Source organism: Sorangium sp. So ce448, assembly GCF_051520915.1.
GTDB lineage: Bacteria > Myxococcota_A > Polyangia > Polyangiales > Polyangiaceae > Sorangium > Sorangium cellulosum_B.
Genome location: NZ_CP150343.1, coordinates 12,484,387 through 12,498,619 on the forward strand (window position 1 = coordinate 12,484,387; position 14,233 = coordinate 12,498,619).

At 70.0% G+C, this 14,233-nt stretch carries 14 protein-coding genes and 1 pseudogene; 6 read left to right on the plus strand and 9 right to left on the minus strand.

Annotated elements, in window-relative coordinates; translation table 11 throughout:
- Nucleotides 1-27: 27 nt before the first annotated feature.
- The 3 genes from WMF45_RS46960 to WMF45_RS46970 all read right to left on the minus strand — a co-directional run bounded on the left by WMF45_RS46960 (nt 28) and on the right by WMF45_RS46970 (nt 2,506).
- Nucleotides 28-1,323, minus strand: a complete 1,296-nt coding sequence (locus WMF45_RS46960) for a KGGVGR-motif variant AAA ATPase (RefSeq protein WP_437713400.1) — start codon at nt 1,321-1,323, stop codon at nt 28-30.
- Entirely contained in the window at nt 1,320-1,736 is a 417-nt protein-coding gene (locus WMF45_RS46965; protein WP_437713402.1) for a hypothetical protein, read from the minus strand. The genes WMF45_RS46960 and WMF45_RS46965 overlap by 4 nt, the downstream gene beginning before the upstream one ends.
- A 338-nt stretch (nt 1,737-2,074) precedes the next feature.
- The gene (locus WMF45_RS46970; RefSeq protein ID WP_437713403.1) at nt 2,075-2,506 is read right to left on the minus strand and encodes a hypothetical protein; all 432 of its coding nucleotides are present in this window, start codon (nt 2,504-2,506) and stop codon (nt 2,075-2,077) included.
- Nucleotides 2,507-2,843: 337 nt separating this feature from the next.
- Between WMF45_RS46970 and WMF45_RS46975 the strand changes: the two genes are divergently transcribed.
- Complete coding sequence (locus tag WMF45_RS46975; RefSeq protein ID WP_437713405.1) at nt 2,844-3,107, plus strand: hypothetical protein; 264 nt, start codon at nt 2,844-2,846, stop codon at nt 3,105-3,107.
- On the opposite strand, the gene WMF45_RS46980 is transcribed toward WMF45_RS46975, so the two are convergent.
- The 3 genes from WMF45_RS46980 to WMF45_RS46990 all read right to left on the minus strand — a co-directional run bounded on the left by WMF45_RS46980 (nt 3,104) and on the right by WMF45_RS46990 (nt 5,264).
- Nucleotides 3,104-3,514, minus strand: coding sequence for a response regulator (locus WMF45_RS46980; RefSeq protein WP_437528567.1), 411 nt, complete (start codon nt 3,512-3,514; stop codon nt 3,104-3,106). The genes WMF45_RS46975 and WMF45_RS46980 overlap by 4 nt on opposite strands.
- Nucleotides 3,515-3,742: 228 nt before the next feature.
- The gene (locus WMF45_RS46985) at nt 3,743-5,026 is read right to left on the minus strand and encodes a hypothetical protein (RefSeq protein WP_437713406.1); all 1,284 of its coding nucleotides are present in this window, start codon (nt 5,024-5,026) and stop codon (nt 3,743-3,745) included.
- Nucleotides 5,027-5,042: 16 nt separating this feature from the next.
- Nucleotides 5,043-5,264 carry a DUF350 domain-containing protein gene (locus WMF45_RS46990; RefSeq protein WP_437713408.1) on the minus strand — a complete coding sequence of 74 codons (222 nt, stop codon included), beginning with the start codon at nt 5,262-5,264 and terminating at the stop codon, nt 5,043-5,045.
- An 81-nt stretch (nt 5,265-5,345) separates the two neighbouring features.
- Here WMF45_RS46990 and WMF45_RS46995 point away from each other — a divergent pair, with 81 nt between their 5' ends.
- The 5 genes from WMF45_RS46995 (at nt 5,346) to WMF45_RS47015 (ending at nt 12,274) form a co-directional block, all read left to right on the plus strand.
- Complete coding sequence (locus tag WMF45_RS46995; RefSeq protein ID WP_437713410.1) at nt 5,346-7,304, plus strand: M16 family metallopeptidase; 1,959 nt, start codon at nt 5,346-5,348, stop codon at nt 7,302-7,304.
- 35 nt (nt 7,305-7,339) lie between these two features.
- Nucleotides 7,340-8,992 carry a M16 family metallopeptidase gene (locus WMF45_RS47000; RefSeq protein WP_437713411.1) on the plus strand — a complete coding sequence of 551 codons (1,653 nt, stop codon included), beginning with the start codon at nt 7,340-7,342 and terminating at the stop codon, nt 8,990-8,992.
- Nucleotides 8,989-10,008 (plus strand): hypothetical protein, encoded by a 1,020-nt coding sequence (locus WMF45_RS47005; protein ID WP_437713413.1) that lies wholly within the window; start codon nt 8,989-8,991, stop codon nt 10,006-10,008. The genes WMF45_RS47000 and WMF45_RS47005 overlap by 4 nt, the downstream gene beginning before the upstream one ends.
- A 523-nt stretch (nt 10,009-10,531) precedes the next feature.
- Nucleotides 10,532-10,993: a hypothetical protein gene (locus WMF45_RS47010; protein ID WP_437713415.1), complete on the plus strand. Its 462-nt coding sequence runs from the start codon at nt 10,532-10,534 to the stop codon at nt 10,991-10,993.
- A gap of 906 nt (nt 10,994-11,899) precedes the next feature.
- A complete protein-coding gene (locus WMF45_RS47015; protein ID WP_437713417.1) occupies nt 11,900-12,274 on the plus strand; it encodes a hypothetical protein in 375 nt (124 codons plus the stop codon).
- 394 nt (nt 12,275-12,668) lie between these two features.
- Here WMF45_RS47015 and WMF45_RS47020 read toward each other — a convergent pair.
- The 3 genes and pseudogenes from WMF45_RS47020 to WMF45_RS47030 form a co-directional block, all read right to left on the minus strand.
- Nucleotides 12,669-12,830 (minus strand): annotated as a pseudogene (locus tag WMF45_RS47020) (JAB domain-containing protein); the annotation flags it as partial.
- A 28-nt stretch (nt 12,831-12,858) separates the two neighbouring features.
- The gene (locus tag WMF45_RS47025; protein ID WP_437713418.1) at nt 12,859-13,356 is read right to left on the minus strand and encodes a type II TA system antitoxin MqsA family protein; all 498 of its coding nucleotides are present in this window, start codon (nt 13,354-13,356) and stop codon (nt 12,859-12,861) included.
- A 60-nt stretch (nt 13,357-13,416) separates the two neighbouring features.
- The gene (locus tag WMF45_RS47030) at nt 13,417-13,734 is read right to left on the minus strand and encodes a hypothetical protein (RefSeq protein WP_437713420.1); all 318 of its coding nucleotides are present in this window, start codon (nt 13,732-13,734) and stop codon (nt 13,417-13,419) included.
- Between the last annotated feature and the right edge of the window lie 499 nt (nt 13,735-14,233).

A 14,233-nucleotide genomic window follows, 5' to 3' on the forward strand; every position in this document is an offset into this window, starting at 1 on the left:
GCGGTTCGAACTCCGGCGGGCGCTGGTTCATGGACCCAGCAGGCGATCCACCGCAGTGAGGAAGGCGCCGAAGGTGGCTTCGTAGTAACTACGTGTCAGCTCGGTCGGCTTCTTGGCCGGATCCCAGTGGACGAAGCGGGCATCGAAGGGAATGGCAATCGGGTAGTGTGGGGCTTGGGGGTCATTCACGTCGAAGTTGAAGCCCTCCAGGCCATCGATCTCCTCATAGAGGTACTCTGTAAACAGATTCCACATCTCGTCGGTGAACGTCGTATTCACCTCGTCGGAGAGGGGTGCTTTCGCGTGGACCATACGCAGTTGCCGCCACGGTGAGCCTCCCTCCGGCGTCGGGAGCGTCGCGAGATGCGCGAAGAGATATCGGTAGTCGTCGATGGTTTGACGCTGCGCTGTGCCGAACAGGAAGACCGTCGCGCCGAGACCGAGAAGCGGGCCCGCCGAGAGCTCTGCCATACCGGCGCGAGCGTCCACGAGCACGAGATCGTACGGACGGCGGCCGACCACTCGGCGGATCATCCCGCGGGTCTTGTCTCGCAGTGAGACCGAGCCGCCGCCGGGCTCGACGTCTTCGAGCATGGCCCGGGAGAGCTTGGCCAGGAAGTTTTCCGGATGCTTCTCGGAGGAGGTCCCGCTCACGGGCATGACATCCACGAGGCCGGCTCCACTGGTCAGCGCGCTCGTTCCCACGAAGTCAGCCAGCTCGGTCTCGTCGAAGCCGCCGAGGCCGCTCTCCGCGAGATAGTCGAGCGCGCCGAAAGCCGGCCTGCGGTCCGGGTCGAGGAGGATCGACCCGATACCGGGGGCTTCGAGGTCCATGTCGATCACCAGGACGTTCCGGCCCTTGCGGGCCTGCTCTGCGGCCACGACGGATAGGGCTGTGGAGCGGCCAACGCCTCCCTTGAGGCTGGCAAATACGAACTGCGGCGGCGCCGGTGCTTCCGGCTCGGGACCGCGCACCCAGTCTGCCCCGACGATCCTGCGATCAAGATACCGGACGGTCCGGTCGCCGACCCGGACCGCGCAGGCACCGGGGTCTTCGAGGATGCGCGCGGCGCCGGGCGACTGCCGATCGGCGACAACACGGTCCGGTCGTGCGTACGGACCGAGCGCATTCCGGAGCGCACCGGTGAGCGCGGCAAGGCTCTCCGGCGTGAGCTCTCCGTCGGCGAAGAAGGTCAGCCGCCCCGACGCTTCCCGCAACACGACCCCGCCTTCGAGGGAGCTCCGGCCAAGGTGGGCCTCGACCTCGTCGACGAGGACGGGAAGGCTGTCATCAAAGTGAACGGTCAGCTTCTCCGTTTTCATGGGGTTTCCATCGCCTGCCTGAGCCGCTCTGCCTGCTCCCGCCATCGCTCGACATGGCGCGGCAGGATCTCTTTGCCTGGGGCGTACCGCATTGTCGTGTCCCAGTCCTGCATGAGCTGACCGTCCTCCGCATACTTTCGCAGTTCACCGGACCGACGGCCGCGAGCGCAGTCACGGAGCAGGGTCTTCAGCTCCGGAAAATGCGCGTAAAATGGGTCATCTCGGCGCTGGTTGGGCGGGAGCGGGTGCATCCCGGAGTCGCGCATCAGCTCCTTCAACGCGCATTCGGCAGCGATGCCGTAAAGGTAACCCGCGACGTCCGCCCTCGCGCTCCGCGGTTCAGGCCGGTTGAGCAGGTTGGCCGCTTCAAGGTGTCGGCGGCAGGAGTTCGGAAGATCCAGCGAGTAAGGCATGATGGCGCTCGTGACGGTCCGTGGAGCATACCGTCGGGGGCCATCCTACCACATCGAACGCGTAAGCGGCGCGCCTTCTCGGCGCGTCAGCGCCGGTGTCGCGCGCTTGAGCACCCGCGCTCCGCCCCGCCGTACCGACGTGCGGAGCCAGGTACGGAGATTCTGCTCGGCCGCGACGACGGTGCAATCGGTCATTCCCTGCGTGAGCTGACTTGTGTGGCAGCAGAGAAGCTTGGCGTCCTTGCGGTACACCCGAGGGTGCGAGGCACATACACAACCGTTGGAGCAAGGAGTGCCACCGTGGCGATGCAACAACCGATAACGAGAGCGAGCCCAGGTCAGATGATCAGGAGGAGTTCAAGCTCGCCCCCCGCCCCCGGCGCGCCCCCCGCGGGCACATGAGGCGCGTTGAGCGGCGCCAGCCGGAGCGCGCCCCACGGCCGCGGGCCCGAGCTCTCCGGCGGAGGCCCGCCGGCATCGGCCGCGCCGAGGGCGGCCTCGCCGTGCGCGCGCTGCGCGCAGCCGGCGATCGCGGCGCGCACCGCCCGGAGGACGCGCTCCGTGTCGAGCCCCCCGGGCTCCTGAGCCGCCCTGGCGAGGCTCTCGTCGATGCAGGCGGCGCACGGGGCGGAGGTGGACGCGAGCCGCACCACCAGCGTCGCCTCCAGGCGGCCGAGCTCTACCATGTTGAATGGCACCGTGAGCGCCTTGCCGCGGCCCCGGCCGACATCGACGCTGACGAGGAGGGTATCGCCGTCACGTATCACCATGGTTTCCCGGGGAGGGCGGCCACTTACGCGCTCTGGCGCAGACTCACGAAGACCTGTGTTGACAAGGATCCACAGGCGATCGGAGCTCGCCTGTCCGCTCTCCTCCGCAGCGTCGCTGGTGCGGCCTTCTGCCATTCTCACGCCCTCCGAGGAGGCGAACCTACAGCCGTTGGCGGCGGACGGCGATGGCCCTTCCGGACAGACAATGTCCGGACGGGCGCGTCCGCCGAGGACGCCGCCGCGCCCGGTGAACGCGGCGGACACGGAGGTCCTCGCTGCGTCCGTTGCGCCGTCCGGCGCGAGGCGGTAAGCACAGCCGGCGAGCGGAGGGCGGAGCGTGGATGAGCCGGAGCGGCGCGACGAGGACCCGGAGCAGGGCGCGGGCGAAGCCGGGAGCGAGCGCGCGTCGCTCGGCATCCTGTTCCTCGCCGCGGCGTTCGCGCTCGCGCTCCTGCTGACCGTCGTGGCGCTCCTCGCGTTCGCGGCGATGAGCCCGCGGTCACCGTCGCCGGTCGAGGTCGGCGCGCTGGTCGACGCTCCGGCCGACGTTCTGGCCGACGTTCTGGCCGACGTTCTGGCCGCGCTCGCCCGGAGGGGCTAGCCGCAGGTCTTCTGGACCACGCCCAGCAGCGCGCTGAAGTCGACGGGCTTCTTCAGGTAGGCCGTGCCCTCGGGCGGGCCGTCGTGGCCGGAGACGATGGTCACCGGGATCGCCGCGAGGGCGTGCACCTGCTTCAGCGCGGCGAGCATCTCCTCGCCGGTCATGATCGGCATCATGAGATCGAGCAGGATGAGCCCGGGCGGCGGGTCCGCCTGGTGCAGGAGATCGAGCGCCTCCCTGCCGTTGCTGGCGCAGTAGACGTCGTAGCCGGACGACTCGAGCATCTCGCGGAGCATCTCCCGGAGCTCGGCGTCGTCGTCGACCAGGAGGACGGGGGCGCGCGGGTTCGGGGGAATCGGCGTCACGCGCGGCCCGTTGAGCCCGTCGGTTGGCCAGGGTTCACTCATCGCTGTTACCTCTTCCAGACGGCGCAAGCATGCAGGAGCGATAGCAGGCGAGCACCTCGCACGCATTGCATGCCCTCAGCATCGTCGGATCTTCTCCGGACATGGTTCCGGGCTACGCGGGGGCGGCGCCGCTCCACGCCGAGCAGCGGGCGAGGGGCGTGGCGGGAGCACGGGCGCCGCGAGCGAAGCCATGCGAAGCGCCGAGCGTTACGGGAGTTGCGCCGCGGGTCAAGCCTCTCCGCTCGCCGACCGCGTCTTGGCGGTCGTCGCGCGCTCGCCGCGCTCGCCGCGCGCGCCGCGCTCGCCGCGCTCGCCGCGCTCGCCGCGCGCGCCGTCCGCGCGGCCCGGGCCGCCTTCGCCCCCCTCGCCCTCCAGCGTTCCGGGCCGGAACCCGAGCGCGCGCGCCTGGGCAGGGCGGGTGTGGCGACGGCGCCAGACCACGGCGTCGAGCAGGTAATGGGTCGCCTGAGGCAGCGCGAGCAGCGGCACGAGCAGCGCCCGCGCGCGCGGCCCGAGGAGCGGCTCGTCCCCTGGCCGCGCGCCGCCGAAGAGCTCCGGCCGGTCGTGCCAGACCAGCCGGTCCCAGAGCATCTCCTCGACGAACGCGAGCGCCAGCGCGACCCCGAGGAACGCGAGGAGGCCGGCGGCGAGGACCCGCGCGAGCAGCGAGCGCGGCGCCTCGCGGGCCCGCTCCCGGGCGTACGCGAAGACGAGCGCCATGTACGGGACCCCGTGGACGATCACGTTGGTGACCGTGAACTGGAAGTCGCTGTCGGTCGCGACGATGCCGACGTACCACGTCGCCGCGGTCGTCGCGACGACGACGTGCTTGCCGAGGTTGAGCGGCGCGCGGTCGACGCAGGCCCGCTGGATCGCGCGGGCGACGTACGCGGCGGCGAGCGCGGCGTACACCGCGCCGAGCGGGCCCACCGCGGCCGCGAGCCAGGGCGCGCTCACGAAATCGCCGTCCACGAACCACTGGAACGCGCGCGGTTGGTGAGCGTGAGCGTGCCAGTAAAGGAGCGGCCACCCGGTCGCCGCGTAGACGAGCGCGTCGTCGAGGAGGCGATCGACGCGCGAGCGCTCGCCCGCGAGCGCGCGGTAGATCGCGACCCACCCGACCTGCTGGCGGACGAAGTGGATCACGGCCACGTAGGCGAGCGCGCGCCAGAAGGTCAGCTCGGAGGCGAGGTGGAGCGCGACGCCGGCGGCGTAACAGGCGAGCGGCACGCCGGCGTAGAGCGCGGGGTGGCGGCGGAGCTCCTCCGGGTCGAGGTACGTGCGGAAGAGCGTCGTGTGCACGTGCGCCACGTCGACGCCGACCACGAAGAGCAGGAAGCCCCAGGCCGGGAGCGCGCCCCCCGTCGAGAGCGCGGCGAGGGCGAGGGCGACCGCCGCGGAGCCGCCGAACACAGCGAGATCGACGCCGCGGCTCCACATGAAGCCGCCGCGGGCCGCGCCGCGGGGCCCGGCCGGCGGCGCGCCGAGGAGGTCGGGCCCGGCCGAGGCCAACGCCTGGACCCGCGCGTCAGCCGTGGATGGCCGCGGAGATGATCCAGGCGAGGCCCAGGATCACCGAGCCGATCACGATCGCGAGCGCCGTGTTCTGGTCCTCCTCGATCTCCTTGCGGATGGAGAAGGGGGTGAGCTTCGTGATCAGCATGAACGCCAGCAGGAAGACGATCAGCCCGACGGCAACGAAGACGAGCGTTCCGACCACGGCTTTGATCAAATTTTGAACGTCGGGCATCGGCGGTTCTCTCTGGGCGTGAGGCGGCGCGGGGCGGCGCGCGGCGCGCGGCGCGCGCTCGTGGCGTCGTGAGCTCGGGGCGTGAGCCTACGCGAGTCGGCCGGCAGGGTGAAGCGCGGTCGCTGCGCCGCGTCGCTCCTCGGCGCGCGCGCCCGGGCGGCGACGTGCTATCGCCCTGCGGTGTCCACGACCGTGAGCCGAACCCTGCCCCGCCGCGCCCTCACGGCCGCGCTCGCGGCGCTCGGCCTGCTCTGCGCAGGCGCGCCCCACCTCGCCGCGGCAGCGCCTCCGTCCGGCAAGGCGGCGCGCGCGCCGGCCGGCAAGGCGGCGCGCGGCGGGGGCGCGCCGAACGGCAAGGCGGCGCCCACGGCGGGGGCGCCGAGGAGCGCCGCGGCGGCTCCGGCGGAAGCGCCGCTCGATCTCGCGTTGCCCGTGGAGCGCGTCACGCTGAAGAACGGGCTGCGCGTGGTGCTGAGCCCCGACGAGAGCTCGCCCACGATCGCGGTGGCCGTGACGTACGACGCGGGCTCGCGCGACGAGTCGAGCGGCAGGAGCGGCGTGGCGCGCCTCGTGATGGACACGATGGCCCGGAGCAGCCGCAGCCTGCCGGCGGGCGAGCCCCGGCGCCTCGTCGCCGAGCGCGGCGGCGAGCTCCACGCCGAGGCCGACGTCGATCGCACCGCGTACACGGCGGTGCTGCCCGCGAACGAGCTCGCGCTCGGGCTGTGGCTCGAGGCCGATCGCATGAGGGCGCCCGCGCCGAGCGCGGAGGGCTTCGAGGCGCAGCGCAGGGAGGCGATCGAGCGCCGCGGCGCGGTCCTCGACGCCGCCCACGGCCAGGGCGCGATCCGGCTCCGCGAGCTCGTCTTCCAGGGGTACTGGCCCCACGAGCACCCGGCGCTCGGCGAGGCGGACGATCTCGCGGGCGCGGAGCTCTCGTGGGTCCGCGACTTCCACGCGGCCCACCACGGCCCGAACAGGGCGGTGCTCGCGATCGCCGGCGGCTTCGACGCGGGCGCGGCGATGGCGCTCGTGCACGAGTACTTCGACGGCATCCCCGCCGTCTCCGCCGCGCCCTTCAAGGACGTGCCGTTCCCCGAGCAGACGAGCCAGCGCACCGGCGTCGTGAGGGACAGCGCCGCCCGCGCGCCGTCGATCCTCTACGGGTGGGCCGTGCCGCCGCCCGAGCACCCGGATCACCACGCGCTCGCGCTCGCGGCCTCCCTGCTCGGGCGCGGCGAGAGCTCGCGGCTCCCGGCTCTCCTCGTCGGGAACAAGGCGGTCGCGCGGTCGGTGCGGGTCGCGATCGACAGCCACCGCGGGCCCGATCTCTTCTCCATTGACGTGCGGCTCGCCGAGGACGCCCGGGTCGGCGACGTCGAGAAGCTGATCGAGGGCGAGATCCGGGCGCTCGCGACGGCGGGACCCTCGCAGGTCGAGCTGACGAGGGCGCGCCGGCTGCTCCAGTCGGCGTTCGTGGCGGGCCTCGCGGACGCGAGCGCGCGGGCGCGGGCGCTCGGCGAGCACGAGCTCGTCTTCGGGGACGCCGCCCACCTGAACGGGGAGCTCGCGCGCTACTTCGCGGTGACCCGGGAGGACGTGCAGCGCGTCGCGCGCGAGCACCTCGGCCCGACGCGCCGGACGATCGTCGAGACCTATCCCCCTGCGATGCCGGGAGCCGCTCCGCCGCCGCGCGCGTCGGCCGGCGCGCCGCGGGCCGGAGGAGGGGCGCGCGCCGCGGCGCCGGAGCAGGACGCTGAGGCGGCGGCGCCGGGCAAGGGCGCAGAGAAGGCGGCGCCTGGCAAGGGCGGGGGCAAGGCCGCGCCGGGCAAGGGGACCGACAAGGCCGCGCCGGGCAAGGCCGCGTCGAGCAAGGGAACGGACAAGGCCGCGTCTGGCAAGGGCGCGGACAAGGCCGCGTCTGGCAAGGGCGCGGACAAGGCCGCGCCGGGCAAGGGCCCGGCGAAGGCGCACGGCGCGGCGAGCCGGCCCGCGCCGCATCAGGCGCCGGCGAAGCCGGCGAAACCCACGAAGAAGTGACGCGAACAGGCGAGCGACGGAGAACGCGTGACGCGATGAACGAGCGAAGCGAGCGACGCGACCTGCGCGGGCGACGGACAGCGCGCCCCTGGCTCTCCTGGACCGCGGCGCTCGCGGCCGCCGTGGCGTGCGGCTGCGCTGCTGGGCGGGCGCCGCAGCCGCCCGCGCAGGCGGGCGCGCCGGCGAGGCCCGCCCCGGCGACGTCTGCGCCGGCGGCGCCGACGGCCGAGGTCGCTCGCAGGGAGCAGCCGCCGCCGTCCGGCCCCGCGAAGCCCGCGCGCATGCCCGCGATCGCCTGGGCCGAGCTCCCGAGCGGCCTGCGCGTCGCCACGGCGGTGAGCCGCGCGCTGCCGCTCGTGGAGGTCCGGGTGGTCATCCGCGGCGGCTCCGCGGCCGACGGCGAGCGCACGGGGCTCGCCGCGCTCACGGGCGAGCTCCTCCTGCGCGGGGGCGCGGGCGGCCTCCCCGGCCGCGAGCTGCTCGCGCGCGTCGAGTCGCTCGGCGCCTCCCTGCGGGTGGACACCGGCCTCGACGCGACCGTGATCGGGCTGCGCGCGCCCAGCGATCGCCTCGCGGAGGCGGCCCTGCTGCTCGGCCACGTCGTGCAGCGGCCGCGCCTCGACGCCGCGGAGCTCGCCAGGCTGAAGGTCCAGGCCGCCGAGGCGGCGAGGGAGCGAGCGCGCTCGGACGGCCGCTGGGGAGCGCTGATGGTCCTCTTCCGCGACCTCTACGCGCTCCCGACCGAGCTGCACCCCTACTCCTCGTTCGGCGCGACAGCGGCGGAGCTCCCGCAGATCACCGCCGCCGACTGCCGCGCGTTCCACGCGGCGTGGTACGTCCCGAAGAACACCGTGGTCGTGGTGGCGGGCGACACGACGCCCGAGGCCGCGCGCGCGGCCGTGGAGAAGGCCTTCACCGACCGCCGCGCCGCGGAGCCACCGGCGCTCTCGTTCACCGATCCGGTGCCTCCGGCGTCGTTCAAGATCACGATCGTCGATCGCCCGAAGAGCGCGGAGAGCGAGCTCTTCCTCGGCGTGCTCGGCCCCGAGCGCAGCGCCTCGGAGTGGCCCGCGCTCGCGGTGGCGGGCGAGGTCCTCGGCGGCCCCTCCGGGCGCCTCTCGCAGGAGCTGCTCGAGCCGCGCGGGCCGGCGCGCGAGGTGTCCGCGGCGCCGCTCGACGTCGCGCACGGGCCCGTCCCGCTCCTGGCCCACGTCCGCGTCCCCGCGGCGCGCACGGGCCTCGCCGCGCAGGCGATGCTCGAGCACGCGGAGCAGCTCGCGGCCGCGGCGCCCTCGCAGGAGGAGGTCGACGCCGCGGCGCGGCGGCTCACGGCCGGCCTCGGCCTGGGCCTCGGGACGGCCACGGGGCTCGCGGACGAGCTCGCCGTCATGCAGGCGCTCGATCTGCCGGACGACCACCACGAGAGCTACCGCAAGGAGCTCCGGGAGATCACGCCGGCCTTCGCCGGCAAGGTCGCGCACGACAACGTGCGACCGGCGCACGCCGCGATCGTCGTGGTGGGCGACGCCCAGGCGATCGGCCCGATGCTGAGCCGCCTCGGGGACGTCAAGGTGGTCGACCCGACCCGCGCCTTCGAGCGGAAGCGCACGATCCCGCGGGACGCGAGCGCCTCGCCCGCCCCGCCGCCGGGCGCTGGCCGCACGGCGCCGGCAGAGGAGCCGCAGTGACGACCGTCGGGCGCCGCGGGGGCGCGCGCGCGCCGCGGGCGGCGCGTGGGCTAGCGCCCGCGACGCGTGCCTTCGCGCTCGCGGCGGCGCTCGCGGCCGTGTCCTCCCCGGGCGCCGTGGGGGCGCAGCCGAAGCCTGCGCCGGTGGCCGCAGCGCCGGCGGCGTCGACGGCGGCACCCGGGCAGCTCGACGGCGCGACGTACGACTACGAGCACCCGTCTGCGCCGGCGAGCGGCGAGCAGGGCGCAGCGCAGGCCGGGGCTGCCGCGCCCCCGGTGCCGCCGGAGCGGCGCTGGCGGGGTCGCGCCTTCGTGCACCGCGTGGCGGCCGCCGATCCGGCGCGGCCGCTGCCGATCCTCGTGTTCCTGCACGGCACCAACGAGGCGCGGATCGAGCACCGCTGGATGGGGGGCGGCCAGGAGGGCGACGTGCGCCGGATCGCGGCGCAGCTCATGGAGGCGGGCCGGATCCCGCCGGTGCTGGTCGCCGCGCCGAGCGCCGTGCTCCCGGCGGCGGTCGCCGTCGCGCGGACGAGCTGGCCTGCCTTCGATCTGGACGCGTTCCTCGACGCCACGGCCGCGCGGCTGCGCGGCGTCGCGACCCTCGACCGAACGCGCGTCGTCGTCGCGGGCCACTCCGGCGGCGGCTGCAACAAGGCGGGCGGCATCGCGGCCGCCTTGAGCGCGTCCACCCCCGTGCACGCGGCGCTCGTGATCGACACGTGCATGGACGTCGACATCGCGCTCCCCCTCGCGCGCTCGCGCCCGACCACGCACGTCGTCGTGTCGTGGCAGACGATGACCTGGGCCAAGCGCCCCATCGCCGACTTCCGCCGCGCCTTCCAGCGCGGCGTCGAGGCGCACCCCGCGGCCCCCGGCGTCCTCCGCGAGCTCGAGCCGCTCGTCCCGACGGAGCCGATGCCCCACGACGCCATGGTGCCCCTGGTGCTGCGGCGCTGGCTGCCGTCGCTCCTCTCGCCGGACGCCGCGCCGAGCGTGCCCTGCGTCTCGCCCTGACCGTCAGAGGGCGCGCCGCCGCGTCCGTTCCCCTCCACGCGCGCGGCGCCGAGGCAGCGCCGCGCGCAAAAGAGCTCAAACGTTCGATTCGAGCGGCCGCCTGCCTGCGCACAAGACATCATCGGGGTCGAGCAATGACATCACGTTCCGCTTCGATAAGGCCTATGCTCGTGGTCAGTATGCAACGGGTGAGTACTTCGCAATCAGGCACCGGTAGCGGCACGGGAGCGTCCGCATCCAGCGGCGGCTCCAGCACATTGACAGTGCTGGTGGAGAAGGCGATGAAGGCGGCGGGTGCACCTGCGGAATGGCCGGCCGAATCGCCCCGACGGGTGCTCTGGCGGCAATGATGGCCGTCTGAGCGGCGGCCCTTCATCGAATCGGCTTTGCCCCAGATCCGGCTTGTTGGGCAGGGTTGTGAGGCGAGCGGGCGGCTTCTAGAACACCCGCGTCATCCTACACCAGTTCACCTGGCCGCCCGCTCGGCCTGCGAGCGAGATCGGCGATGTGATACAAGGTGGGCATGAAGGTCAAGCTTGCGGGCCGCACGGACGTTGGGGATATCTTCTGGCAGCAGTCGGGCATCCTCGACGCGAAGCTGGTCCACACGCCATTCCTCGTGTTCAAGGAGGTGGAGGACGGGATCGAGGTGGAGATCGTGGAGCAGGCGTCAGCGCTCTCGGCCTACCCGCGCCAGACGAAGGTGATGGTCCAGTGGCGGGGGGAGTGGCGGAGCGACTTCTTCCAGATGACGGTCGGGGACGTGCTCGACGCGATGGGGTCGAACATCGCGGGGCAGAGCGCGGAGGAACTGAGACAGGCGACCGAGGTCGTGCTCTACGTTGGACCGAAGGGCGGCTTCCGGTCGCTCAGCTACAGGTCTTCCAAGACGTCGATGAACGTGGGGATCAAGGCGATGGCCGACCCGGTGATCGCCTTCTTCGAGAAGAACGGCATCCCGATCGAGCGTCGCGTGCGACGATGATCAGCTTGCAAATCAACGCGTGGCGATCTTGGAATTTCTGTAGCTTGGAGCATTTGCGTGGGTTCCGTCCTGTCGATTTGCCTGGATGACCATGGTTCCAGGGGGTAGATCGTCCGGCTCTGCCGGAGACGACATCGTGACAACCCCGTCCTACCTCGGGCCTCTCCCGCTCATCCACCCCGCCATCGACAACATGGTAACCCAGACTTCGCCTGGGACGTACCTGATCGGTAGGTCGGTAGGATCGACGAGCAAGGCTCATTCCGTTACGCGAGAGTCGGACGGGATGACGTGAACGTCAACATCCGCCTCCATGATTACGTAGGGGACGAGACCTACGCCATATGGAATTTTTTCAAGTTCGCTTATGCCTCGTCGCCCAAGGCTGCATTCGAAGAAGAGTGTAGGCTGTATCACCTGAATGGTGGTCCGCCCATGATGAACGAGAGGCATCCGGGACGCCCCAATTTCCAGACTTACTCATGTCCGGTTCCGGAGTGTGCAGCCTTCGAACGCACGGCTGGAGCATCGACACAAGAATCGGAGACCGAGTCGTATCTGCTCTCATTGGTGGAACGGAGCAAGCTCAAGAGTCCCAGATAAGCAACGAACTCGCGGAAATTCCAGTAATCTCGTTCGGGTGACCCATGAGCCAGATGCTTCTGCTCGGAAAAGACGTGGGGGCAGTCGTGTTCAAGAACATACTTCAGTTTCTGGACTCGGTTCTCCAGGTGCGCCTCAAGGCGCAGCAAGCGTAAGGCGTCGTCGTCATGAACCGTACGGCGTTCGTCGTCTCGCATGTCTGTCGATTTGTATAGATAATTCGTATGCCGCGTGCGCATGGTGTGAACATCGACAATCAGATCGGACCCGAAGTCCATCATGATGTCGTGAAGAAGACGGCGAATGGAGCTCGAAACGCATCGGCTTGTGGGCCTGGAGGCACGGGGTGAGCTCCCTCGCGATGTCAACAGATCGTATCAATCGATGCGATCCTATGTGCACGACGATTTCGCGAATGACGCCGATTCCAGTGCAGAAGAAGCAAGGCGCCTCGCGAGTTATGTGCATCAGGTCCGTCGTGAGATCGAGCAGGTCGATGGGTTCCTTGGTAGTGCGCGCCGCTTCTTCATGCCCGCTAATATCGCACTCGCTCTCATTGCTGCCAATCTCATCGATGCGAAGCTCGACGACAGGGGCATCATTTTCTATGACGAGAGCGCCCGTTGTCGGAGAAAGCTGCTCCCTGATGGACGTCTATTTAATGTCAAGGAGGATTAGTTGTGAAGCTTGCACATGATCGAATTCAATCTCCGGAAGAGCTTGTTCTATCTGCCCTGCGAGAGAACGCCGATGATTCTAGATCTGTACGTGGCACATGGTCCGAACTTCGCGAATGGTCAGGCGTGGCAGACGTGCACGACGCGATGCTCCAACTCCTGAATGCTGGGCACTTCCGCGGTGCGCCCTATCTTGAGGGTGACCCAGAAAATGGTCGATTTTCTGTGACACTACGAAGGTGACGTCCGTCACACGAGCCGTGGGAACCTGCGTCCATTCGGCAGCACCCGTGCCGTACCGACTGGCCGCAACCAGGAGGCCGATGCCGCCAAGCAGTGGAACTTGTTGCTTGTTCTGCTAGGGAGGTAGTCGTTCCCTGAACCAGGGGGTTGGTTCAGAGCTTGAACACGGAGGAGAACTTCCCGTTGGGGGTGACGATCACGTGGTCGGTCAGCTCGACCCCGAACACGTGTGCCCGGTGCTCGATCTCTCGCGTCAGTTCAACATCATCATCCGAAGGAGTCGGGTCTCCGCTCGGATGGTTGTGGACCATCGCGAACGTGACCGCGTACTCAAGCCCGTTGTCAGGCGGTGGCGACCTGCTCCCAACCCTTGCCCTTCGGCGACAAGCGTACCTCCATGGGCGGCCTCCGCGTGTTCTCGATCTTCGTGAGGTTCTCCAGCGAGTAGTCGTCCACCGGGGCCCCACGGGCCACCATCAGACGGAGTAGGCGATCCGAAGTTGGACCGATCGGGTCTTTGTCATTCTCCCAGTTAGAAACGGTCGAGGGATCGACCCCCATATGTTTCGCGAAGTCCGTTCCGGACCACCCGAGGTACTTTCGGAGAAAGCGGACTTCCGCGCCGCTCAGGCGGGCGGGCTTGTGGATCACAGCGTGGGCGATGGTTCGATGAAGCTCGGTCACACGAGGAAGCACAAGCTCATGGTGACCGCACGATGTGCATCTGCGGACCTCGACACCCACGAGCACAACATTCGGGAGCCCCGACTCCGTGTACAGGTACGTCTCCGCACGCGCGGTCAACTCCGTCTTGCCACAGGTTCGGCACTTCTTACTCATGGCTCGATCCTTCAATGGGGCCGCCCTTTTTAAAAGGGCGGGATTTGGAGCGCTCGCGGTCTAGTTCCTCCAGGCGGTGACGAGCACCAACTCAATATCGCCGAGATCTTCGTCGTTGGAGGGCATCCTCTCGGGATCGGGATCGAACGTGACAACAAACACCATCTTCGGCGTTTCCACGCGATGCCGCCATGAGCCGTTCTCCCACTCAGCCTCACGTACCGTACCGGCACGAAGTATGTTTACCGCGTCAACGTCCGTGAGTTCGTCCTTGTCCATTTCCTTTCGCCCGTGCGTCCCCTTTCCGGGGGGCACGAACTTGCCTTCGTCCAGCAGGCGTCGGATGAGCCTCCTTGCGTCCGTCGCCTTCAACGGCATGATGGATGCGTAGCACCGGCTTGGTATAATGTCAAGCCATGGCTATCCCAAGACGCCCCCAACCGAGGGCCGTTCGAGCGTCACATGGTCTTGGGGTGCGCATCCGCGAAGTGCCGGACGAACAGGAGATCCTCGGCAGACAGCGAAAGGAACTCTTCCGCACCTTGCGCTTAGGGACGCCATGGAGGAGGCAGAAACCTGCCCACGTGCCGGTCAACAATTCGGGAATGTAGGGAAGGGTCGCACAAGGATGGTGCGATGCGTTATTCGCTGGGTCCGGTAGCTTTTGGGCAATGTCCGCAACTTCCTGGGCGTCCAGCAAACCGCTTGGCGAACGCGCTCACGATGACGTTCTGACCGGGGCGATGGCGCCGCATGGCGCGGATTCACCACCCTTGCGCACCTCATGGTGGATCCGGAGACTCCTTAGCGAGGCGCTTCCGTCGTTCCTGATTCCTGCCTCCCCCGCCCGGTGGTACCGTGGCTGACATGCCCCGGT